The 20,493-nt window shown below is 72.3% G+C and carries 22 protein-coding genes; 19 read left to right on the plus strand and 3 right to left on the minus strand.

Translation table 11 applies throughout. The features are described from left to right. Positions 1-1,045: 1,045 nt before the first annotated feature. Both ABZ117_RS30590 and ABZ117_RS30595 read left to right on the plus strand, forming a co-directional pair. Positions 1,046-1,336 carry a hypothetical protein gene (locus ABZ117_RS30590; protein ID WP_356825386.1) on the plus strand — a complete coding sequence of 97 codons (291 nt, stop codon included), beginning with the start codon at positions 1,046-1,048 and terminating at the stop codon, positions 1,334-1,336. Positions 1,337-1,514: 178 nt separating this feature from the next. Continuing rightward, positions 1,515-2,036: a phosphatase PAP2 family protein gene (locus tag ABZ117_RS30595; RefSeq protein WP_356825388.1), complete on the plus strand. Its 522-nt coding sequence runs from the start codon at positions 1,515-1,517 to the stop codon at positions 2,034-2,036. Between the two features lie 81 nt (positions 2,037-2,117). On the opposite strand, the gene ABZ117_RS30600 is transcribed toward ABZ117_RS30595, so the two are convergent. Beyond that, a complete protein-coding gene (locus ABZ117_RS30600) occupies positions 2,118-2,414 on the minus strand; it encodes a helix-turn-helix domain-containing protein (RefSeq protein WP_356825390.1) in 297 nt (98 codons plus the stop codon). A gap of 83 nt (positions 2,415-2,497) precedes the next feature. On the opposite strand from ABZ117_RS30600, the gene ABZ117_RS30605 reads away from it, so the two are divergent. The 14 genes from ABZ117_RS30605 (at position 2,498) to ABZ117_RS30670 (ending at position 17,396) form a co-directional block, all read left to right on the plus strand. After that, the gene (locus ABZ117_RS30605; protein WP_356825392.1) at positions 2,498-2,875 is read left to right on the plus strand and encodes a hypothetical protein; all 378 of its coding nucleotides are present in this window, start codon (positions 2,498-2,500) and stop codon (positions 2,873-2,875) included. 183 nt (positions 2,876-3,058) lie between these two features. Continuing rightward, complete coding sequence (locus ABZ117_RS30610) at positions 3,059-3,646, plus strand: hypothetical protein (RefSeq protein ID WP_356825394.1); 588 nt, start codon at positions 3,059-3,061, stop codon at positions 3,644-3,646. Further along, positions 3,601-4,329 (plus strand): hypothetical protein, encoded by a 729-nt coding sequence (locus ABZ117_RS30615; protein ID WP_356825396.1) that lies wholly within the window; start codon positions 3,601-3,603, stop codon positions 4,327-4,329. The genes ABZ117_RS30610 and ABZ117_RS30615 overlap by 46 nt, the downstream gene beginning before the upstream one ends. A 250-nt stretch (positions 4,330-4,579) precedes the next feature. Further along, a complete protein-coding gene (locus ABZ117_RS30620; RefSeq protein ID WP_356825398.1) occupies positions 4,580-5,224 on the plus strand; it encodes a hypothetical protein in 645 nt (214 codons plus the stop codon). Between the two features lie 180 nt (positions 5,225-5,404). Next, on the plus strand, positions 5,405-6,097 hold the full coding sequence (locus ABZ117_RS30625; RefSeq protein WP_356825400.1) for a TNT domain-containing protein: 693 nt from the start codon (positions 5,405-5,407) through the stop codon (positions 6,095-6,097). Between the two features lie 12 nt (positions 6,098-6,109). Then, entirely contained in the window at positions 6,110-6,355 is a 246-nt protein-coding gene (locus ABZ117_RS30630) for a hypothetical protein (protein ID WP_356825402.1), read from the plus strand. A 1,263-nt stretch (positions 6,356-7,618) separates the two neighbouring features. Next, the gene (locus tag ABZ117_RS30635) at positions 7,619-9,004 is read left to right on the plus strand and encodes a bifunctional o-acetylhomoserine/o-acetylserine sulfhydrylase (RefSeq protein ID WP_356825404.1); all 1,386 of its coding nucleotides are present in this window, start codon (positions 7,619-7,621) and stop codon (positions 9,002-9,004) included. Continuing rightward, complete coding sequence (locus ABZ117_RS30640; RefSeq protein ID WP_356825504.1) at positions 9,001-10,146, plus strand: homoserine O-acetyltransferase; 1,146 nt, start codon at positions 9,001-9,003, stop codon at positions 10,144-10,146. Before ABZ117_RS30635 ends, ABZ117_RS30640 begins: the two co-directional genes overlap by 4 nt. 179 nt (positions 10,147-10,325) lie before the next feature. After that, a complete protein-coding gene (locus ABZ117_RS30645) occupies positions 10,326-10,532 on the plus strand; it encodes a hypothetical protein (protein ID WP_356825406.1) in 207 nt (68 codons plus the stop codon). Continuing rightward, a complete protein-coding gene (locus ABZ117_RS30650; RefSeq protein WP_356825408.1) occupies positions 10,529-12,925 on the plus strand; it encodes a glycoside hydrolase family 65 protein in 2,397 nt (798 codons plus the stop codon). Before ABZ117_RS30645 ends, ABZ117_RS30650 begins: the two co-directional genes overlap by 4 nt. Before the next feature lie 325 nt (positions 12,926-13,250). Further along, positions 13,251-14,231, plus strand: a complete 981-nt coding sequence (locus tag ABZ117_RS30655; RefSeq protein ID WP_356825410.1) for a GNAT family N-acetyltransferase — start codon at positions 13,251-13,253, stop codon at positions 14,229-14,231. Continuing rightward, a complete protein-coding gene (locus tag ABZ117_RS30660; protein WP_356825412.1) occupies positions 14,228-15,568 on the plus strand; it encodes an ABC transporter substrate-binding protein in 1,341 nt (446 codons plus the stop codon). Before ABZ117_RS30655 ends, ABZ117_RS30660 begins: the two co-directional genes overlap by 4 nt. After that, positions 15,562-16,530 carry a sugar ABC transporter permease gene (locus tag ABZ117_RS30665; RefSeq protein ID WP_356825414.1) on the plus strand — a complete coding sequence of 323 codons (969 nt, stop codon included), beginning with the start codon at positions 15,562-15,564 and terminating at the stop codon, positions 16,528-16,530. Before ABZ117_RS30660 ends, ABZ117_RS30665 begins: the two co-directional genes overlap by 7 nt. Beyond that, positions 16,527-17,396 carry a carbohydrate ABC transporter permease gene (locus ABZ117_RS30670; protein WP_356825416.1) on the plus strand — a complete coding sequence of 290 codons (870 nt, stop codon included), beginning with the start codon at positions 16,527-16,529 and terminating at the stop codon, positions 17,394-17,396. Before ABZ117_RS30665 ends, ABZ117_RS30670 begins: the two co-directional genes overlap by 4 nt. On the opposite strand, the gene ABZ117_RS30675 is transcribed toward ABZ117_RS30670, so the two are convergent. Continuing rightward, positions 17,380-17,784, minus strand: coding sequence for a hypothetical protein (locus tag ABZ117_RS30675; RefSeq protein ID WP_356825418.1), 405 nt, complete (start codon positions 17,782-17,784; stop codon positions 17,380-17,382). The genes ABZ117_RS30670 and ABZ117_RS30675 overlap by 17 nt on opposite strands. Positions 17,785-17,987: 203 nt before the next feature. Here ABZ117_RS30675 and ABZ117_RS30680 point away from each other — a divergent pair, with 203 nt between their 5' ends. Next, entirely contained in the window at positions 17,988-18,191 is a 204-nt protein-coding gene (locus ABZ117_RS30680; RefSeq protein WP_121790526.1) for a cold-shock protein, read from the plus strand. Between the two features lie 108 nt (positions 18,192-18,299). Here the strand turns inward: ABZ117_RS30680 and ABZ117_RS30685 are convergent, their stop codons facing one another. Then, entirely contained in the window at positions 18,300-18,608 is a 309-nt protein-coding gene (locus tag ABZ117_RS30685) for a hypothetical protein (protein ID WP_356825420.1), read from the minus strand. Positions 18,609-19,292: 684 nt separating this feature from the next. Here ABZ117_RS30685 and ABZ117_RS30690 point away from each other — a divergent pair. Together ABZ117_RS30690 and ABZ117_RS30695 are read left to right on the plus strand one after the other, a co-directional pair. After that, on the plus strand, positions 19,293-19,730 hold the full coding sequence (locus tag ABZ117_RS30690; RefSeq protein WP_356825422.1) for a hypothetical protein: 438 nt from the start codon (positions 19,293-19,295) through the stop codon (positions 19,728-19,730). A 98-nt stretch (positions 19,731-19,828) separates the two neighbouring features. After that, positions 19,829-20,455, plus strand: a complete 627-nt coding sequence (locus ABZ117_RS30695) for a hypothetical protein (protein WP_356825424.1) — start codon at positions 19,829-19,831, stop codon at positions 20,453-20,455. The last annotated feature ends 38 nt before the right edge of the window (positions 20,456-20,493 follow it).

Genomic DNA, 20,493 nt, shown 5'->3' on the forward strand with positions numbered 1-20,493 from the left:
ACTCTCGTACTGGACGTACTCGGGTCGGGGCCCGGTGCGGCGAGAGTGCGTGCATGGCGTCGTGGAGCAGGCGGGAGTTCGACGACACGGCCTAGCCGGGCGCGCCTCCGGCGGCGGACCACTGGTGGCCAGCGACAGAATCGTGTTCACCATCGAGGCCACGGAGGCGAGGGCCGTATCGAGGCACTCGCCCCGGAGGTCCTCCCCGGACCGGGCGGCGCCCGCGCCGGGCCGCTCTCCGGCCGCGGGCTGCGGCAGGTCGTCCCGGGCCGGGCGGACCTCTGCGGCCCAACCCCGGCCGCGGCACGCGCGGCGCGACGGCACTTCGTACCCTCCGTCCTTCCGCCCACCTGAACCGGTCTTCCGTGTCAGCGGCTCCACCATGCCTCCACAGTGCCGAAGTTCGCCTGTACACAGATTCCAACGGGTGACTGGGAACCTTCTGGAGCATCGGTCGCCGTTCGGTCATCGGCAGCGAAGACCGCTGCCGTGACCGGTAATCGGTGACACCGCCGGAGCTGATGGGCCGGACGAATGCGGCCGTCCGCAGAGTCGTGCGGGGCACGCTGCCGCTCGGTGGCGTCCTGGGCGCTCGGCACCCTGATCCGGGTGCGGCCCGCCCGCTGGCTGGCGCTCATCGGTTCCTGGGCGGCCGGCTGGTGCGTGCTCTTCTCCTCGCTCCGTCAGATGCGCGATGGCCACACACACCCGCGTGCCCGTGCCGGTGTCCGTCATCGATGAGCCGCGCGGCGAACTGTGTCATCGACGAGCCGCACGGCGAGCTGATCACGCCGGATACGCATCGGCCCGCTTTGCGCGGTTGCGGAAACATAACCGTCTTCGGGGGCGCGGCGCCCGGCGCGGTGCCGGGCACCCGCAACGGCGGCCGGCTGCCCCTTTGCATCCGAATTCCCTGCTGCCGGTGTGCGAGGAGAAGGAGTGGGTAGGTGGGCCGACCGGATGCTTCCGCCCGTCACCGCAAGGGCTCACATCACGCGATGTTTCCGATCGCGACCCAGAGTGGCGGGCCAGCAAGGAGGAGATCATGAAGTTGACGCGACGGATCGCGGTCGCAGGCGCTTGTGCCGCGATCGCCGGAGGCGCTCTGCTGGCCGGCGGCAGCCCGGCGCTGGCGGCTGCTCCGCGGACGGCCGGGCACCTCCCGGTCCACGGCACCGCTGGGGACACCTGCCGTCACCACACGGCCCGGCAGGCCACCGACCCGTGGATCGCGGACCAGCTGGCCACTTTCTATCCCTCGTCCACCCAGCGGGCAGCCGTGTTCGACCCCTGGGTGAAGGACCAGCTGGCCCTGTTCCCTCCCGCCTCTCGGTAAGTCCCGCCGCATGAGCAGGGTGGTGCTCTCATGGTGACCCTGTGCGGGAGGCGGTACAGCCTGTGACGGTCCGGCGGCGGTCCGGTAGGACGGTGCCCATCTGTCCACGACATCGGCGACTGTCCGAGGCCTTACGGGATATCAGCAGGTCATGACGTTGTTTACCGCAGTGCGTGACATGGACCGTCGTCTGACCAAGCGGGTGGCCGCCTGGCAAGATCCCCGCCTCCACCGGACACTCTCGGCGGTGGAGGAAGCCGCGGAGAGCTCCAAGCTGTGGTGCGGTGCGGCTGTGGTGATGGCCTGCACCGGCGGACGGCGGGGCCGTATGGCCGCGGTCTCGGGTCTGACGGCTCTCGCTCTGGCACAGCTGGTGTCCAACGGTGTGTGCAAGCAGGTGGCCGGCCGGCCGCGTCCGCCCAAGGAGTGGATCCCGCACGACGAGGTCGAGGACCGGCCCGATTCCTCGTCGTTCCCGTCCGGGCACACCGCGGCCGCGGTGGCCTTCACCGCTGCGCTGATCCCCTCGTGGCCACAGGCCGGAGCCGCGTGCGCGGTGCCGGCCGCCGTGGTCGCCGTCGAGCGGGTGCAGTCAGGCGCCCACTACCCCAGCGATGTAGCCGCCGGTGCCGCCATCGGGCTCGGCAGTGCCTGGCTGGTCCGGCGCCTTCCGTGGCTGGCGGTACGCGTGGGGCGGTGACAGGGAGGGGATCGGCTGGGTCGGCGGGGAAGGCTCAGGCGGCATCGGGGCGACGGCCGCCGGGGTCGGCAGCCGTCGTGCTCAGCGTCCGTCCTCTGCCAGGACGGCGGCCAGGAGTCCCGGGAAGCGGGCGTCGAGGTCGGCCCGGCGCAGGGTCATCAGCCGGGCCTTTCCCGCTCGGCGGGTCTGTGTGATCCCGGCCTCGCGCAGGATGCGCCAGTGATTGGACAAGGTCGATCTGGGTACCTCCACGCCGTCCGGGCTGCACGTGCTCTCGCCGGTCTCGGCCATCCGGCGGACCAGCGCCAGCCGGACCGGGTCGCCCAAGGCATGGAGCACTGCTGCCAGGTCCGGATCGGCATGTTCGGACTGTCCCACCGGCTCTCCTCGTCCTCATCCGTGTACTGACCGTAGTATGCAGATCACTTCGACGTTTCGGGAAACACGGAATGATCTAGGAGATGACCGTGCCGGTGCTCGCCACGTTCGCCCGCGTCTACGTCGACGACCTGGACGCGGCTCTGCCGACGTTCGTCGAGCTCACCGGGGAGCAGCCACGGCTGCGGTTCACCTACCGCGGCCTGGACCTCGCGACTGTCGGCGGCTACCTGCTTCTCGCGGGTTCGGAGGAGGCCCTCGCTCCCTACCGCGGCACCCACGCCACCACGGTCGTCGAGTCCGTCGACCACATCCTGCGGATCACCGAGCAGCACGGCGGAGAGATCCTCGACGGGCCCAACGAGGTCCCCACCGGACGCAACCTGACCGTGCGGCATCCCGGAGGCGCGACCATCGAGTACGTGCAGTTCCACCCCACCGCACGATCTACGCTCGCGTGAGTCGGCCGGGAGGCCGGGAGGCCGTGCCGGCCCAGGGCGGCCCGGTCGGCCCAGAACCTCTACACCCGGCGATGCCGTCATGAGCTGTGCCGAGCGATCTACTGCCACGTTCGCGTGATCCGGCCGGGTTCCGCTGACGGTCGCGGGCGGCGGGATGGATGGTGCACTCGTCGGTGAGGTCTCGTGGCGTCGAAGGACGCTCTGGACGGACGGGTGTGGTGTTCGGTGGATGTCGTGCGGCGGTCTGCGGCGGCAGGCCGGGTGGTGGTGTGGGAGGAGTCGGCCCGTGACGGGGCGCAGGCCAAGACGCTCATGACACCTGAGTCCCGGGTGCGGCCGGCCCGCGAGACGGGCCGGGTCTTCGGCGCGGACGGCCCCCGGCACGTGGTGTTCGCCGCCGGCTTCCCCGCGGTCTGCGGTGAGGAGTTCGAGGCCGTACGCCGCGTCGCGGTGGAGGCCGAGGGCGCCGTCGGTGTCGCGACGGTGTGCCGGGGGGCGCGGCCGGATGTGGAGCAGGCCCTCGTGTCGGTGCGGGGCAGCCGGCACGCGCGGGTGATGGTGGTGGTGCCCGCGTCCGATGCGATGGCCCACGCCATGGTTCACCGTACGGCCGCCGAGGCGTTGCAGACCGGCGTGGGCCTGGTGAAACAGGCGCGCGACCAGGACGACGCCGGTGGCGGTCGACGTGTGCCTGAACGGACGCCTCCCGTGCCGATGCCGCCCTCATGGCCCGCTTCGCCCGGACCGCGACGGACGCGGGCGCGGGCCTGATCGTGCTGGCCGACACCGTCGGCGCTCAGTTACCGGACGACTGCGGCCGGATGTTCGCCCAGGTGCGGTCCGCGGCCGGTGAGGACGTGGTGCTCGCCTCCCACCTGCACAACGACCTCGGGCTCGCGCCGGCCAACACCCTCCAGGCGCTGTCCGCCGGAGTCCGGGTGGTCGCGAGCTCGTGGCTCGGCATCGCCGAGCGGGCCGGCATGGTCGCCACCGAACAGCTGCTGTTCCTCCTCGCCCGCCATCCCGACCGGTTCCTCGACGGGGACGCCACACCCTGGTGGACGGCCCCCGGCCTGACCCGTCTGCCGGGCATCGCCCGGATGGTGGCCGCCGCGACCGGGGTTCCGTTGAGCGTCACCACACCCATCGTCGGCACCGGGGTGGGCGCCATCTCCACCGGCACACCCTTCGTCCACCCCGAGTTGTTCCAGCCGTTCGACCCTCACGGCGTCCTGGGCATCGAGCCGCACGTGCTTCTCACCCAGCTGGCCAGCGCCCGTGTCGTGACCGCGGTCGCCGCCCGCCTCGGCCACACCCTCGACGGGGACCAGGCCCGCGCGGCGATGTCCTGGGCGAAGGCCCGTGCCTTCCGCACCGGCCGAGCCGTCATCGAGGACGCCGCGTTCGCCGACTACCTGGACGGCCTCACCCGCGCCACTTCGAGCACCTCGTGACCGCCGCCGGCACCCCGCCGAGGCGCACACCCGTCCCGCTCCAGGAGGCCCGGCGAGCCCTGCGGGACGGGGCGGCGGTCGTCCTGCCCAATCCGGCGCCGCTCACCCACGTCGTCACCGCCTGCCGGGCCCGCGCCGTCAACGAGGCCAAGGGCCGGCCCGCCGGCCAGCCGGCGCCCTGTGGGCCCACCGCCCCGACACCCTGCGCGCCCTCGGCCACGTCTGGGATCTCGGTCCCGGCCAAGGAGCGATGGCGCGGTGGCTGCTCGCCCACGAACACCTCACCGTCCTGGTACGGGTGCGCGACACCGAGGCTGCCCCCGCCTGGACGGGACCTGCTCTGAAAGACGGCTGGATGCTGCTGTTCGGCGCCCGCTGGCAGCCGCTGCGGCCCCTGCTCGACGAGCACCCGGTGCTGTACGTCAGCAGCGCCGACCGCACCGGCCAGCCGCCCGCCGCCACCACGGACGAGGCACTGGACATGTTCCCCGCCGGCGTCCCCGTCCTCGCAACGCCGGAACCGGACGGGCCGCACACGGCGGCGGCCGGGACGGCCCGACGGGCGACGACCACCGTGCGCCTCCATCCCGGGGGCCGCCTGGAGTTGCACCGTCCTGGCGCCCAGGACCAGGGCCGCGCCCGGACGACTACCTGCCGGAGCTGCGTTCGCGTTACGCGGCAGCCCTGGCGAGGGGCGGCGCAGATGAGGCGGCCACCCGGTCTCGCACCGGCGGATCGTGAACGCGGTACGGTCGCGGACGCCGCCGAGCCCGTCGCCAAGGCCCGTAGCCCCGCGCCGACATGCGGGAGCCGCGTGGTCGTTCGCCCCTCCCCGGACACCGGCGTGGTACGGCCGCGGCGGGAACGTCTGTCCTGCGGATCCCCCGATCGGTGATTCGCGCCTCGGCCGGGGCGGACCGTCCTCATCCTGGTAGCGAGACCGGGCCTGACACCCCGGCGGCACCAGCCCGGCCCCCACACCTTCACCGGACCCGCTCGCGCAGGGCGTCTGCGGCCCGAGAGCGTGAGCGGGCGGGCCGAGGGCCACTCCCCCACGACCTCCGGAGTACGACACGTGACCCACCGTACGCGCGCCGCGCTGTCCGCCCTGGCGCTGACGCTGACCGCCTCGCTCACCCCGGCCGCCGCAGCGACGGCCGCACCCGACCACGACCGCCGCACTGCGGCCACGGAGACCCGCCCGGACCCCTGCACCGGCGAGTACCAGGACGACGCCCGCCTGGGTCCGAAGCACCTGCCGCGCCCCTGGGAAGCCCCGGTCGGACCGCTGCTGAGGAACTACCGGCGCACCGGAGGCATTTCCGCCGGGGCGTTCCTGGCCAGGTACTGGAAGGACGAGGACCCGCAGGGGCCGGCCGGGTGGAAGTACCCGCCCGACGACGGATTCGCCGAGACCAACGGCCACGTCGACAAGCACGTGGAGGTGCTGGAGCGCGGGGAGGATCTGGACCGCTTCGGCTCCGAGTACGGCTCCTACCTCGCCCCCGCCGGCGATCCCTACGCCGAGCGGGCCCTGCCTCCGCAGAACCTCAACACCCGCGACCCGGAGTACCCCTGCGACTACCACCGTTACACCGTCGAGGAGCCCTTCCGCGTCTGGCAGGGCCGCATCGCCCCCTGGTTCGGGCAGCCCGGCGGCGGCCGGCAGATCAAGCTGGACCCCGCCCTGCTCAACCCGGGCGAGGGCCGGCGCCTGAACGTCAAATGGCTCCTGGACAACGGCTATCTCGCTCCCGCCGCGGCCTGAACACCGCCGCCGGTGAACCGCCACACCCTGGTGACCGTCCTGCGCGCCCTCGGCGTGCAGGACGGTCACTACTATCTCGAAGACGTCCATGAACCCGTTCCCCCGCCCACCGACTTCCTCTACCTGCGCCGCTCCCCCGCCGACCCCGACCGGTGGGACGTCGGCGCCTGCGAGCGCGGTGCCTGGGAGACGATCAGCCTGCACCTGCGCGAAGAAGACGCCTGCACACACCTGTTGCGCCTCCTGACCGGGAACTGAGCGAGGGGCCAAGGCACTTCGGCGTGGTGCACCGCTTGGCCGGCGCGTGACCGCGGCGCCCTTCGGTGCCTGTTCCTGAACCTTCTTCCGGCCTGGTCAGGGTCAGGGTCCGTCTCGGCTCCCCGGGCGCGAGGGGCTGCCGTTCGGTGGACAGTCACCGTGACCGGTTGCCCGAACGGCTCATCGGTCGCGATGGTCACGAGCTGCCGCCGACGAAGCGGCCGGTCCGAGTAGCCCCGGACCGGCCGCTTCCTGGCGAGGGTCAGCACAGTGGTGGACGCTGTCCTGCTTGCGTGCGGCAGAAGTGTGGCCGCCTCCGCACCAGGCGGATCTCGGCCTCCGGCAGGTCCTGCGCGAAGGCACGCGCGCCGTCAGGGCCGAAGATGAGGTCCTCGACTCCCCATACAGCTGGGAGCGGGACGCGGCTGTCCCGAAAGTACACGTGCACCTGCGGGTAGAGGGCGGGTCGGTGGCGTAGTCACGGAAGAGGGCGGGCTGTACGAGGTGGTTGCCGGGGCGGCTGATGTCACGGTGGTCGGCCGTCCAGGTGTCGGGGTCGACCAGGTGTCGGGGTCGACCAGTTCGGGGCGGTCCACCCCGTGGAGGTACTGCCGGCGGACGGCGTCCGGGCCGAGAGCGGTGCGGACCGCCGGTTCCGTCCCGGGCCCTGAGTCCTTCGCGTAGGCCCACACGGGCGCCCAGAACTCAGGGACGAAGCCATCCTCGTAGGCGTTTCCGTTCTGGCTGATCACCGCGGTGATGGCCTCAGGGTTGCGCAGCGCGAGCCGCCACCCGACGGGAGCGCCGTAGTCCTGTACGTGAATGGAGCAGCTGGTGACACCGAGGCCGGCCAGGAGTGCCTCCGTGGTGTGAACGGCGCGTTTCCGCGGTTCGGTGCCGGGGGTGAGACCACTCCGTTGTGCTGGTGCGGGCCGCACCCATGTGGTTATCTGGCTCCATGACCGTGCTCGTGACCCGCCGCCACGTCGATTACGTGCGTGTCACCACCACGGGTTGTCCCACCGAGAGCTGACGTCCGCGCCTCCGGCCCCGATCAGCCTCCTTCTCACCGCTCCGCCCCCGCCGCTGCTGCCTCACCCGGCTCCAAGAGCCCCGGCGGCGCGGTCCGTTCACCTCCCCGGAGTTTCCGCACCCGGAGCGGCCCGGGCCCCGCACCGCCCCTTTCCCGCACCCGTTTTCCGCAGCCCGCGCATTTTCCTCTTCTGCACACCGAGCACCGCCGCACCCGCGCAAGGGAGAACCATGAGCCAGCCGATCGACTCCGTCACCGCCGGCCACACCCCCGACGACGAACCCGCCGGCCCCGACACGTCGGCGTGGTCGTTCGAGACCAAGCAGATCCACGCCGGTGCCGTGCCGGATCCGACGACCGGCGCCCGGGCCACGCCCATCTACCAGACGACGTCGTTCGTGTTCCGGGACACGCAGCACGCCGCCGACCTGTTCTCGCTGGCCGAGCCGGGCAACATCTACACCCGCATCCACAACCCCACCCAGGACGTCTTCGAGCAGCGCGTCGCCGCTCTGGAGGGCGGTGTCGCGGCCGTGGCACTGTCTTCCGGGCAGGCGGCCGAGACCCTGGCGATCCTCACTCTGGCGGGCTCCGGCGACCACGTCGTGTCGAGCACGTCGCTGTACGGCGGCACGTACAACCTGTTCCGGCACACGCTGCCGAGGCTGGGCATCGAAGTCTCTTTCGTCGACGACCCGGACGACGCCGAGGCATGGCGGGCGGCGGTCCGGCCGAACACGAAGGCGCTGTTCGCGGAGACGCTCGGCAATCCGCGCGGCAACGTGCTCGACGTGCGGGCCGTCGCGGACGTCGCCCACGAGGCGGGCGTGCCGCTGATCGTGGACAACACCGTGCCCACCCCCTATCTCCTGCGGCCCCTGGAGCACGGCGCGGACATCGTCGTCCACTCGGCGACCAAGTTCCTGGGCGGGCACGGCACGGCCGTCGCGGGTGTCGTGGTCGACGGCGGTACGTTCGACTTCGGGGCGCACGCCGACCGGTTCCCCGACTTCACCGAGCCCGATCCGAGCTACCACGGCCTCAGTTACTGGCCCGCGCTCGGCCCGGGCGCCTTCGCGATCAAGCTACGTGTCCAGCTGCTCCGCGACCTCGGGCCCGCCCTCTCGCCGCACTCCGCGTTCCTGCTGCTCCAGGGCGTGGAAACGCTCAGCCTGCGCATCGAACGGCACTCCGCGAACGCCCAGGCCCTGGCCGAATGGCTGGAGCAGCGCGACGAGGTCGCGGCCGTGCACTACCCGGGCCTGCCGTCCAACCGCTGGTACGACGCGGCGCGGCGCTACCTGCCGCGCGGTGCGGGCGCGGTGCTGTCCTTCGAGCTGCGGGACGGCGTCGAGGCCGGCAAACGGTTCGTGGACGGCGTCGAGCTGTTCAGTCACCTCGCCAACATCGGTGACGTGCGCAGCCTGATCATCCATCCGGCGTCCACCACGCACAGCCAGCTCGACGAGCAGCAGCTCGCGGCCACCGGCACCTCCCCCGGCCTGGTGCGGCTGTCGGTCGGCCTCGAGAACCTCGCCGACCTCAAGGCGGACCTGGAGGCCGGGTTCCGCGCGGCGAAGGGCGCGGCCGTGGGCGCTGCCAGGGGCGCGTCCTGAGCACCGTACTGACACCCTCGGAGGTTCCCCTCCCGCCGGCCACCGGAGCCTGGCGGGAGGGGGACCCGCCGGGGCGTCGCCAGTGGTACGTGCGCGGGACGCCCCTTCCCCTGGAGGCGGGCGGCGAACTTCCGGACGTACGGCTCGCGTTCGAGACGTGGGGACGGCTGGCACCGGACCGTTCCAACGCCGTTCTCGTGCTTCACGCCCTCACCGGCGACAGCCATGTCGCCGGCCCCGCCGAGCCCGGGCATCCCGCTCCCGGCTGGTGGGACGGGCTCGTCGGACCCGGGCGCGCGCTCGACACCGACCGCTGGTTCGTCGTCGCGCCGAACGTGCTCGGCGGCTGCCAGGGCAGCACCGGGCCGTCCTCCCCGCGTCCGGACGGGCGGGCCTGGGGCGGTGGCTTCCCGTTCCTGACGCAGCGCGACCAGGTCGCGGCCGAGGCCGGCCTGGCCGACGCGCTGGGCATCGACCGCTGGGCGCTGGTGGCCGGCGGCTCGATGGGCGGCATGCGGGCGCTGGAGTGGGCCGTGACGTATCCGGAGCGGACGGACGCGCTGCTGCTGCTCGCCACGACCGCCGCGGCGAGTGCCGAGCAGATCGCCTGGGCCGGCATCCAGCTCCACGCCATCCGTTCCGACCCGCACTGGCAGGGCGGCCACTATCACGGCACCGGTCACGGACCGCACGCCGGCCTCGGACTGGCCCGCCGGCTCGCCCACGTCACCTACCGCAGCGAGCCGGAGCTCCAGGTCCGCTTCGGCCGTGCCGCACAGGACGCGGAGGACCCGTGGGACGGCGGCCGGTACCGGGTCGAGTCCTACCTGGACCACCACGCGGCCAAGCTGGTACGCCGTTTCGACGCCGGCAGCTACGTCGTGCTGTCCGAGGCGATGAACAGCCATGACGTCGGCCGTGGTCGCGGCGGTGTGCGGGCCGCGCTGCGCCGGGTGACCGCCAGGACCGTCGTCGCCGCGATCGATACCGACCGTCTCTATCCGCCGTCGCAGCAGGCGGAGCTGGCGGCGGGAATCACCGGCGCGGACCGGCTCCGGACGGTCGGATCCCCGTACGGCCACGACGGTTTCCTCATCGAGGCGGAGCAGGTCGCCGCGCTGGTGGGCGAACTCCTGCCGTAGGCCCCGCCGGCCGGCCGGGGGTCGCGGTCCGGGCGGGGCGGGCCGGCGGGGGCGCGGGTGCGCTCGGCGCGGAGGCGGGAGCGGCCGGTGCCGCGGGCCAGGACCGAGTGGGTGCCTTCCGGCGTGCCGAACGGTGTCCTGCCGCCGCCGTACGCGCGCCGCCTCCTAGCCTCGGGCGCATGCTGGGGCTTCCTGCTCACGTCCGTGCCTGCCTGTCCGACCTCGACGGGGTGCTCACCGGGACCGCGAAAGTACACGCGGCGCCCTGGGAACCGTCCGACGGCTGTCTCCGCGAGCGCGCCACCCGTGGGGGGACCGCGTGCGCGCCCTTCGACACGGTGGACGACCATGACGCGTACGTGGCCGGGCTCCGGGAGACGCGGTGATCACCCATCCCAGTTTCACGGTCGAGCCGTGGTGCCTGCGCGAGACCGAGCTGAATCTCGACCTGCTCGCCCAGAGCGAGTCGGTGTTCGCCTTGTCCAACGGGCACCTGGGGTGGCGCGGGAACCTCGACGAGGGCGAACCGCACGGTCTGCCCGGCGCGTATCTCAACGGCGTGTACGAGCGGCATCCGCTGCCGTACGCGGAAGCGGGCTACGGCTATCCCGAGTCCGGCCAGACGATGATCAACGTCACCGACGGCAAGATCATCCGGCTGCTGGTCGACGACCACCCGTGCGATCTGCGGTACGGCCGGCTGGTGGCGCACGAACGGGTCCTGGACTTCCGCTCCGGAGTGCTCAGCCGCACCGCGCGGTGGACCTCGCCCGGCGGTCGCACGGTCCGGATCTCCTCACACCGGCTCGTGTCCTTCACCCAGCGCGCGGTCGCCGCGATCGTGTACGAGGTGGAGCCGGCCGACGGGGCGGCCTCGGTGGCCGTTCAGTCCGAGCTGGTCGCCAACGAGCAGCTGCCCCGCTTCACCGGTGACCCGCGCGTCGCCGCGGTGACCGAGTCACCACTGGTCCCCGAGGAGCATTTCGCACAGGAGACCCGGCTGCGGCTCGTGCACCGCACCACCCACAGCGGGCTGCGGGTGGCGGCGGCGGCCGACCACCTGGTGGAGGGACCCGGGAGCACGCGGTGGACGGCGCAGAGCGAGCCCGACGTCAGCCGTCTGACGGTGACCGCCGACCTGGTGCCCGGCCGGCCGTTGCGGCTGGTCAAGTTCGTGGCCTACGGCTGGTCCGGGGAGCGTTCGCTGCCGGCCGTGCACGATCAGGTGGACGCGGCGGTGGCTGCCGCGGTCAGCACCGGCTGGGACGGGCTGCTCGCCGAGCAACGGGCGTACCTGGACCGCTTCTGGGCCGGTGCGGACGTCGAGGTGGAGGGTGACGCCGAGATCCAGCAGGCGGTGCGGTTCGCCCTCTTCCATGTGCTCCAGGCGGCGGCCCGGGGCGAGAACCGGGCGATCCCGGCGAAGGGTCTGACCGGCACCGGGTACGACGGGCACTCGTTCTGGGACACCGAGTCCTACGTGCTGCCGGTCCTGACGTTCACCGCCCCGGAGGCCGTCGCGCCGGCGCTGAGATGGCGGCACCGGACGCTGCCGGCGGCGCGGGAACGTGCGCGGCAACTGGGGCTGTCCGGGGCGACGTTCCCCTGGCGGACCATCGACGGCGCCGAGTGCTCCGCCTACTGGCCCGCCGGGACTGCCGCCTTCCATGTCAACGCGGACATCGCCATGGCCGTCGTCCGGTACGTGACGGTGACCGGGGACGAGGAGTTCGAGCGTGCCGAGGGACTCGATCTCCTCGTGCACACCGCCCGGTTGTGGCACTCCCTCGGGCACCACGACGCGGAGGGCGTCTTCCACATCGACGGGGTCACCGGCCCGGACGAGTACAGCGCCTTCTCCCGGGACAACCTGTACACCAACCTGATGGCCCGGCGGAATCTGCTCGACGCGGCGGACGCGGCCGTGCGCCATCCGGACCGGGCCGCGGAACTCGAGGTCGACGAGGAGGAGTCCGCGAGGTGGCGGGACGCCGCCGCCCGCATGGCGGTGCCGTACAACGAGTCCCTCGGCGTCCACGAGCAGTCGGCCGGTTTCACCACCTTCCAGCGCTGGGACTTCGAGGCCACCCCGCCCGACGCCTATCCCCTGCTGCTGCACTACCCCTACTTCGACCTGTACCGCAAACAGGTGGTGAAGCAGGCCGACCTGGTGCTGGCGATGATGGAGTGCCCGGACGCCTTCACCAAGGAGCAGAAGGCACGCAACTTCGCCTACTACGAGGCGCTCACCGTCCGCGACTCCTCCCTGTCCGCGAGCTGCCAGGCGGTGCTCGCCGCCGAGACCGGGCACCTGCGGCTGGCCTACGCCTATCTGGGCGAGGCCGCGCTCATGGACCTGGACGATCTGGAGCACAACACCCGTGACGGGCTGCACATCGCCTCGCTCGCCGGGACGTGGATCGCTCTGGTGGGGGGTTTCGGGGGCCTGCGCCGGTACGCCGGCGAGGACGGGAAGCCGGCCCGGCTGGCGTTCACGCCGCGCCTGCCGGAGGCGCTGTCCAGGGTGGCGTTCACCGTGCTGGTACGCGGACGCAGGCTGAAGGTCGACGTCGGCCGGTCGCACACGCGGTACCGGCTGGTGGAAGGGGAACCGCTGGTCGTACTGCACCACGGGGAGCCGGTGACCGTGTCCGCCGACGCGCCGGTGGTCTGCCGGATGCCGCCGGTGCCGGCCCGGCCCGAGCCCCAGCAGCCGCCGGGACGCCGTCCGGTGGGCGTGTCCGCCGGGGAGGAGTCCCGGGCGGGGACGCCCGAGTAGGACGGCGGAGCGTGTCACGCGTGCCGGGAGCGCCCAGCGTCCTGCGCTGTGCGCCCCACTCCTTCGAGACGTCACCGGCGGGACGGGGCCAGCAGATGAGTACGGACGACCGCGCGGCGGTGACGACCGGGACCGCACGGCTGTGCGCGTCACCCGCGCTCGCCGGTCCCGGCCGGCTCCGGCTGGGCCCGGTTCCGCACCCACGTGCGGACCGGGTCGGCCTGATGGTCCCGGCAGGCCGTACGGCACCGGCAACCGGGCCGGCGTCGCCGCCGGTGGTGTCCGGGGGCGTCGGTGGCCCGTGGAGGGAAGGACGGTGCTGTCGATGACCGACCGCACGCCGGGATCCCGGACCGGGATCCGTGGCTTTCGCCCGGGCGACGGCCCGCACCTGGTCGAGGCGTGGCGCCGGAGCGCGCCGGCCGACCCCATCAGTCCCGACCGGTTCCGCTCCCTGGTGCTGCTCGACGCCAACTTCGACCCGGAGGGGCTCCGGGTCGCCGTCGACGGTGACCGTGTCGTCGGCGCCGCCTACGCGGTGCGCCGTCTGACGCCGATGGCCGGCACCGACCTGGAACCGGAGCAGGGCTGGATCCCGTTCTTCTTCGTCGCCCCGGCCGCCCGCGGGCGGGGTCTCGGCCGCCGGCTGCTGACCGACGCCCTCGACTGGCTGCACGGCCACGGCCGCACCCGGGTGGACTTCTCCTCGTACACCCCGAACTACCACCTGCCCGGCCTGGACGCCGAGGCGTATCCGGAAGCGGCCGGACTCCTCGGGTCCCTGGGCTTCCGTACGCTGTACGAGGCGGTGGCGATGGACCGCAGCCTGGTCGGCTATCGCTTCCCGCAGGAGGTCGCGGCCCGTCTCGAGGGGCTGACGGCGCGGGGGTACCGGTTCGCCACCCCGTGCGACGACGACCTGGTGGAACTGGTAGCGCTCGCCGGGAACCACTTCAGCCCGGACTGGGCGCGCGCGATCCGGGAGTGCCTGGCGGCGGGCACACCGCTCGACCGGATCGTGGCCGTCCGGGATCCTTCGGGGCGCATGGTGGGCTGGGCGATGCACGGCGCGTACGAGTCGGTGGACGAGCGGTTCGGCCCGTTCGGTGTGCTGGAGGAGATGCGCGGCACCGGGATCGGCAGGATCCTGCTCCACCTGGTCCTGGAGCGGATGCGGGCGCGCGGCGCGCACGGCGCGTGGTTCCTGTGGACCGGTGAGCGGTCCCCGGCGGGCCACCTGTACCGCGGGACCGGTTTCACCACGAGCCGGGTGTTCCGGGTGATGCGCCGGGAGGCCGCCCGGTGAGGCCGGTACGCCGCACGGGCGGCCCGAGCCGGCGCCGCTTCGCGCTCGCGCTGCCCTCGGCGCTGCTGGCCTGCGGGTGCGCCGCGCCCCGCCGGGGCGCCGGCCGGCCCGGGGACCCGATCGTGCTCACTCTGCTCTCGCACTACGCGAGCGGGGCGCTCAAGGACGCCCTGCAAGGCCCGGTCGACGAGTGGAACGCCACCCACGACCGGGTCAAGGTGCGGACGGAGGCCGTGGAGTTCAGTGATCTGCTGACCACCCTGATGGTCCGGCAGGCCGCAGGCCAGGGGGCCGACATCATCCACCCGTACTGCCTGTGGACCGGCCAGCTCGTCCGGGCCGGCGTGCTGCGGCCCGCGCCGCCCGAGCACGCCGGGGAGATCACGCGCGGCTACGGCGCCGCCGCGGTCGGTGCCGCGTCGGTGGGCGGCACGGTCTACGGTTACCCGACCGAGGTGCAGACGTACGCCCTCTACTACAACAAGCGGCTGCTGCGCGCGGCGGGCGTCGACGGCCCGCCGCGCACCTGGCGGGAGCTGGAGGAGGCGGCCCACCGCACCACCAGGCGTGACCGGTACGGCAACACGCTGGTGCAGGGCTTCGGGCTGTCCACCATCGACGACTCGACCACGGTCGGGCAGACCCTCGCCCTGCTCAGCGCGGCCGGGGGGACGTTCGTCTCCGCGGACGGCCGGGGCACCGCCATCGACTCGCCGGCCGGCCGGGCCGTGTTCGACCTGGAGCGCCGGCTGGTCGCCGCCGGTGCGAGCGCACCCGGAGTCAACGTGTACAAGGCGTTCCCGTCCGGGCAGGCGGCCATGGTGGTCGGCGCGGGCTGGTGGACGGCGGACCTGAAGACCCTGATGGGCGCGGCCTACCGCGATGTCGGAGTCGCACCGCTGCCCCTCCGCGCGCCGCACGACGCGCGCGCCACGCTCGCCACCGGCTTCCTGCTGGGCGTCAACACCGCCAGTGAACACCCGCGTGAGGCCTGGGAGTTCCTGCGCTGGCTCAACACCGGGAAGGTGCGGGTGCCGAGCGCCGGGAAGGACGCGACAGCGACCCGGATGAGCCTGCTCCAGGTGTCCGTCGGCTCCCTGACCGGCCGGGCCGAGGACATGCGGGCGCTCCTGGGCCAGGGCAGCGACCCGAACCTGCGCCCGTTCCGGGAGGCGCTCGCGTACGCGGTGCCGGAGCCGAACGTACCGGGGGCGCAGCAGGCCAAGTCGCTGCTGCGCAAGAACATCGAGGCGTTGTGGACGGGTCAGCTGTCGACCGACGAGGCCCTGCGCGCGATCCGCCGTCAGGTCGGTCAGGAGGTGGCGCGCTCATGGTGAACACCCTGGCGCCGGAGGCGACCGAGCGGCCGGACGGCCCGCGGGCCACCGGGCCCACGCGTGGCGGCCGTGGCCGGACCTGGCACCCGCGCCGCCGCCAGGCCGCCGTCGCCTATCTCTTCCTGGCGCCCGCACTGCTGTTCTTCGCCGTCCTCCTGGTCCTCCCGCTGGGTTTCGCGCTGCTGCTGTCGACGTCCCGGTGGGCGGGATTCGACCTCGGCGACATCCGTCCGGTGGGCCTCGACAACTTCGCCGGCCTCTTCGCGGACGGTTCGACGTTCCTGGTGCCGATCCTCACCAACACGCTGCTGTTCGCCCTGGGCACGGTGGCCCTCGCGCTCGCCGGGTCCGTGCTCGTCGCGACGTGCATCGACAAGCTGCGGTTCCAGGGGCTGTGGCGCACCCTGTACTTCCTGCCGATCGTCACGACCGTCGTCGCCGTGGGCAACGTGTGGAAGTACATGTACGAGCCGGGCGGGCTGGTCAACGGCGTCCTGAACGCCTGCGGGCTCGCTTCGGTGGCGTTCCTCCAGGACCCGGACACCGCGCTGCCCTCGGTCGTGGTCGTACAGGCCTGGGCGTCGGCGGGCTCGGCGATCCTCGTGCTGACCGCCGGGCTGAAGTCGGTTCCCCAGTCGTACTACGAGGCCGCCGCGCTCGACGGCGCCGGGCCGGCCACCGTTTTCTGGCGGATCACCCTGCCGTTGCTGCGGCCGTCCCTGCTGTTCGTGTGCATCACCCAGTTCCTCACCGGTCTCCAGTCGTTCGCGCTGATCATCGTGATGACCAAGGGCGGGCCGGGTGACGCGACGAACGTGGCCGCGCTGGAGATGTACCGGCAGGCCTTCACGTACGGCGACTGGGGCACGGCGAGCGCCGCTGCGTTCGTCCTGTTCCTGGTGGTCCTCGTGGTCACCCTGACCCAGTTGTGGATCTTCCGGCGCAAGGGGGAGGACGCGTGATCCGACGCCGTGTCCCGTGGCTGTCGTATCTGGTGGTCGTGGCCGGTGCCGTGCTGACGGTGGTGCCGTTCCTCGACATGGTGATGACGTCCTTCAAAGGGCCCGGCGAGTCCGGCACCCTGCCGTACCGGTTCCTGCCCGAGGCGTTCGACCTGTCCAACTACCGGGCGGCGGTGGCGCAGCTGGACCTGCCGGTGCTCTTCCGCAACAGCGTCGTCGCCACCGCCCTGATCACCGGATCGGTGCTGCTCACGTCGTCACTCGCCGGCTACGCACTGGCCAAACTCAGCTTTCCCGGGCGGGAGTTCGTCTTTCGCCTGGTGCTGTCGACGATGATGTTCCCGCCCTTCCTCTTCTTCATCCCGCACTTCCTGATCCTGGTGCACTGGCCACTGGCGGGCGGCAACGACCTGTTCGGACGCGGTGGCGCGGGCCTGACCGTCAGCATCGTCGCGCTCGCCGTGCCCTTCCTCGTCAACGGGTTCGGTATCTTCCTGACGCGTCAGTTCATGATCTCGATCCCCGACGAGGTCCTGGAGGCCGCGCGCATCGACGGGGCCGGCGAGTTGGCCGTGTGGTGGCGGATCGTGGTGCCGCAGACCAAACCGGTCCTGGTGACGCTCGGCCTGCTGACCTTCGTCGACGCGTGGAACGAGTACATCTGGGCGCTGCTCGTCTCGACCGCCGACCCGGATGTGATGACCCTGCCCGTCGGTATCCAGCTCCTCCAGGACCACGTCGACCCGGCCCGCACGATGCCCGTCGTCATGGCCGGCCTCGTCCTGAGCATTCTGCCGGTCCTGGTCCTCTTCCTGCTGCTCCAGAAGTACTACATCCGCGGCGTCATGCTCAGCGGGCTGAAGTGACGAGCGGGCGGCCCTTCACCGCCATCGGGCGGAGGAATTCCAGGAGTTCGCGGGAGGCGACAGGCGTCCGTCCGGACCGGGCGGGCAGCGCGGCATCGACGAAGACCGAGTGGGTGACCGGACGGTCGAGGCCCGAGCGGACCGCCGGGACGAACAAGCCGGCGTTGCTGTGTGCCACCAGCGTGACGGGGCTGCCGGCCGGGGTCTGCCGGAGATCGTCGCGGACCGCGTCGACCACGCGCGGCCAGAACGGCGGCGCACCGTCGGCGATGTGCAGCAGGGACGGCACGCGTACCCGGTGTCCGGCCGCTGTCAGGTGCTGGGCCACCGGGTGCCAGGTCGAGGGGCCTACGGACGGGCTGTGCACGAGAACGAAGACCGGATCCATGTGACGATGTCTGCCCCCGTTCCCGCGACGGCGCGACGGCCTTGGCCCACAGCAGAACGCTGCGTGGCGGAAAAATCTTCCGGTGTGTCGTTGCACGGATAACGCGGCGGGTTCGGGGTAGATCCACTGTGGCTCCTGTTGTCGGGAGCCGGAGCGGGCCCGTCCGTAGGGCCTTCTCCCGGGTATGAACGAAGGATCAACTGATGGCCAGCGGTACCGTGAAGTGGTTCAACGCAGAGAAGGGCTTCGGCTTCATCTCCCAGGACGGAGGGGGCCCGGACGTCTTCGCCCACTACTCCGAGATCCAGGGCAGCGGCTACCGGGAGCTCACCGAAGGGGAACACGTCACCTTCGACATCGGGCAGGGGCAGAAGGGTCCGCAGGCTCAGAACATCGTCCGCGGCTGACCGGGCGCAGCGAGCGGGAATGAGGCGGCTGCCGGTACGGGCAGCCGCTTCGTCATGGTGTCAGCGGGGCGCGGGGCGATCGCCCGCGCGGAGCGTGACGTGGGGGCTTCAGACGCGGTGGCCCTGGGCCGCCAGCCATCTGTGGACGCTCTCCTTGTCCGCCGGTGTGATGCGGGCCGGGCCGTCGACCTCCGGTCCCTCGTCGTCGTTGAAACCGGTGTCGGTGATCCGTGCGGTCACCCACGTGGCCAGGTCCTGCGCGGTGTCCTCGGTCAGCGAACCGCCCTCCCAGTCCTTCCGCACCCGCTGGGCGGCACCCGGATCATGGCGTTCCATCTCCTCCAGCCAGACCGGCAGCAGCCGGTCGACGGTCTGCCGGTCGGACCGAGAAGAGTCCTGTCCCTCATGTGCTGTCATGCGAGGCCGGGTTTCCCCGCGGCTTCGTGTGACACCTGTGTGCCGTGAGCACCGGCGTCCGGCGGTCGCCTTACGAGCCGGGGACCCGGTCGGTGCCGGAGTCCTCCTTGTACGTCAGGACGGGTGACCACCCGGTGGCCGGATCGGCCCGCTCCTGCGCGGCCGTGACCGCCGAACCGGCCCCGGCGATGGCGACCAGCCGCTTGTCCAGCGGATCCAGCTGCGAGCTTTAGCCGCGCCCCCGTTTACGCGAAGTAGCTGATGAGGGAGGACTCCTGCGCTGCCTCGCTCAGCGCCGACAGGTCACGGTCGCCCTCGTTCCACTACCGTGCCCCCCTTGTCCCCCTTCGCGGCACCTGTCGGGGCCTGTACGCGAGGGCGCGGACCGGAAGCGTATGGCCAGGGGCGCCTGTCGGGTGGCCGGCCGGGCTCGGTGCCGCGTTCTCAGTCCCAGCCCCCTGCGGCCCGGGGGCCCTTCCGGCCGCGGAAGTGTGCAAGGGTGGAAGGGAACGAACCAGCCTTGTTCTGTCGCTGAGGCTTCGGAGACTCTACGCACGGGCCCGGCACGCCCTACCTGGTGCCACCGCGGCTTCAAGGCCGGACTTCGCACGGCATCTGCCGTGCGCTTGACAGTGATCTCGATCGTTGGCGAGGGCTGCCACCCCTGACATCGGGGTAGGGCCTGTGAACAAGCCGTACAGCACACACCTGGCTGTGTGGGGCGGCACCGCCGTACTCACCGTGTGCCGCGTCCGGCGCGCCTGGGGACCTCACCACTCCGAGCTGGCCCTGCGGTACGCCCTGACCAGCCTGCCCGACGGGGCCGACGTGATCGTGCTCGACCTCGATCACGGCCCCCGCGACACCCACGACTGCGACCGCGTGCTGGGCATCGTGCACGGGTACGCCGTGGAGCATGCCCTGCATCTGGTGTCCATCGGCGCACCACGCCTGACGGAACCGTCGGTCCTGCGTCACACACCACACCTGACCGGGATCGGACACGGGTCGGGCGACAGCGCGGAACTCGCCCTGTCCCAGGCCCTGGCCACCGCCGCACTCGTCCAGCGGGCCGAGGGGATCCGCATGGCCCGCCGGGGTTCCCACCCCTGCCGGCCCTGAGCCCAGCGCGAACCGCCGCGCCCCGGCCGGCCCGGTGACCGGCGTCGCTCAATCTCCGGGGCCCCCATGAGCCGTGATCGCGCCTGTACTCTCGGTGCATGGCTGAAGGCGACACCGGGGGGCGGCCCGAGCCGGACGGCGGCGACGCCCCACAGGACGACGGCACTCCCGCTGACCCCCGGTCGCCCCCGCCCTCCTGGGCCGAGCTGGGCAGAATCGTGGGAGCGTCCATCACCGTTCTGGCGGCCCTGGGCGGTCTGGTCCTCGGGGTCAGGGCGGAGCAGCGGGCCGACCGGGCCGAGCGCCAGGCGACGGAGGCGGGACGGAGAAGTTTCGCCGAGCAGGTCGACTTCTACCAGACCACGTCCGATGTGGTCGTCACGAACGGCGATCCGAACGTCGTGTACGTACGTCTGCTCCTTCCCGGGAGGAAGCTGTGGTGGCGGCTGGGCGGACTGCCGCCGTGCAGACAGGTCTCGGTCCCTCGTGCTTCCCTGCGCGCCGGTATGCGGGCCCGGTTCCCGTCCACGCAGCTCACGGATGCGGACCTGTCGTCACTGGTGCTGGAGTTCACGGACCCTGGCAACAGATCCTGGATCCGCGGCCGCGGGGGCGCCCTGGGTCCGTCCCAGGGGGGACCGGCGGTGCGCGGACCCGGGATGGTGGACCTGGGAGAGTCCTGGAACAGATCGACACAGGCCGCCCCCGTGTGCGGTGCCCCCTGAGCCCGTACACCCCCCGGAAAACGGTTCGACGGTTGTGC

Source organism: Streptomyces sp. NPDC006309, assembly GCF_040613095.1.
Lineage (GTDB): Bacteria > Actinomycetota > Actinomycetes > Streptomycetales > Streptomycetaceae > Streptomyces.

Bases quoted from the DNA above. Each gene is read 5' to 3' on its own strand.
- ABZ117_RS30590 (WP_356825386.1), top strand. From the start codon at position 1,046: ATGAAGTTGACGCGACGGATCGCGGTCGCAGGCGCTTGTGCCGCGATC.
- ABZ117_RS30595 (WP_356825388.1), top strand. From the start codon at position 1,515: ATGGACCGTCGTCTGACCAAGCGGGTGGCCGCCTGGCAAGATCCCCGC.
- ABZ117_RS30605 (WP_356825392.1), top strand. From the start codon at position 2,498: ATGACCGTGCCGGTGCTCGCCACGTTCGCCCGCGTCTACGTCGACGAC.
- ABZ117_RS30615 (WP_356825396.1), top strand. From the start codon at position 3,601: ATGGCCCGCTTCGCCCGGACCGCGACGGACGCGGGCGCGGGCCTGATC.
- ABZ117_RS30620 (WP_356825398.1), top strand. From the start codon at position 4,580: ATGGCGCGGTGGCTGCTCGCCCACGAACACCTCACCGTCCTGGTACGG.
- ABZ117_RS30635 (WP_356825404.1), top strand. From the start codon at position 7,619: ATGAGCCAGCCGATCGACTCCGTCACCGCCGGCCACACCCCCGACGAC.
- ABZ117_RS30645 (WP_356825406.1), top strand. From the start codon at position 10,326: ATGCTGGGGCTTCCTGCTCACGTCCGTGCCTGCCTGTCCGACCTCGAC.
- ABZ117_RS30655 (WP_356825410.1), top strand. From the start codon at position 13,251: ATGACCGACCGCACGCCGGGATCCCGGACCGGGATCCGTGGCTTTCGC.
- ABZ117_RS30665 (WP_356825414.1), top strand. From the start codon at position 15,562: ATGGTGAACACCCTGGCGCCGGAGGCGACCGAGCGGCCGGACGGCCCG.
- ABZ117_RS30675 (WP_356825418.1), bottom strand. From the start codon at position 17,784: ATGGATCCGGTCTTCGTTCTCGTGCACAGCCCGTCCGTAGGCCCCTCG.
- ABZ117_RS30680 (WP_121790526.1), top strand. From the start codon at position 17,988: ATGGCCAGCGGTACCGTGAAGTGGTTCAACGCAGAGAAGGGCTTCGGC.
- ABZ117_RS30685 (WP_356825420.1), bottom strand. From the start codon at position 18,608: ATGACAGCACATGAGGGACAGGACTCTTCTCGGTCCGACCGGCAGACC.
- ABZ117_RS30695 (WP_356825424.1), top strand. From the start codon at position 19,829: ATGGCTGAAGGCGACACCGGGGGGCGGCCCGAGCCGGACGGCGGCGAC.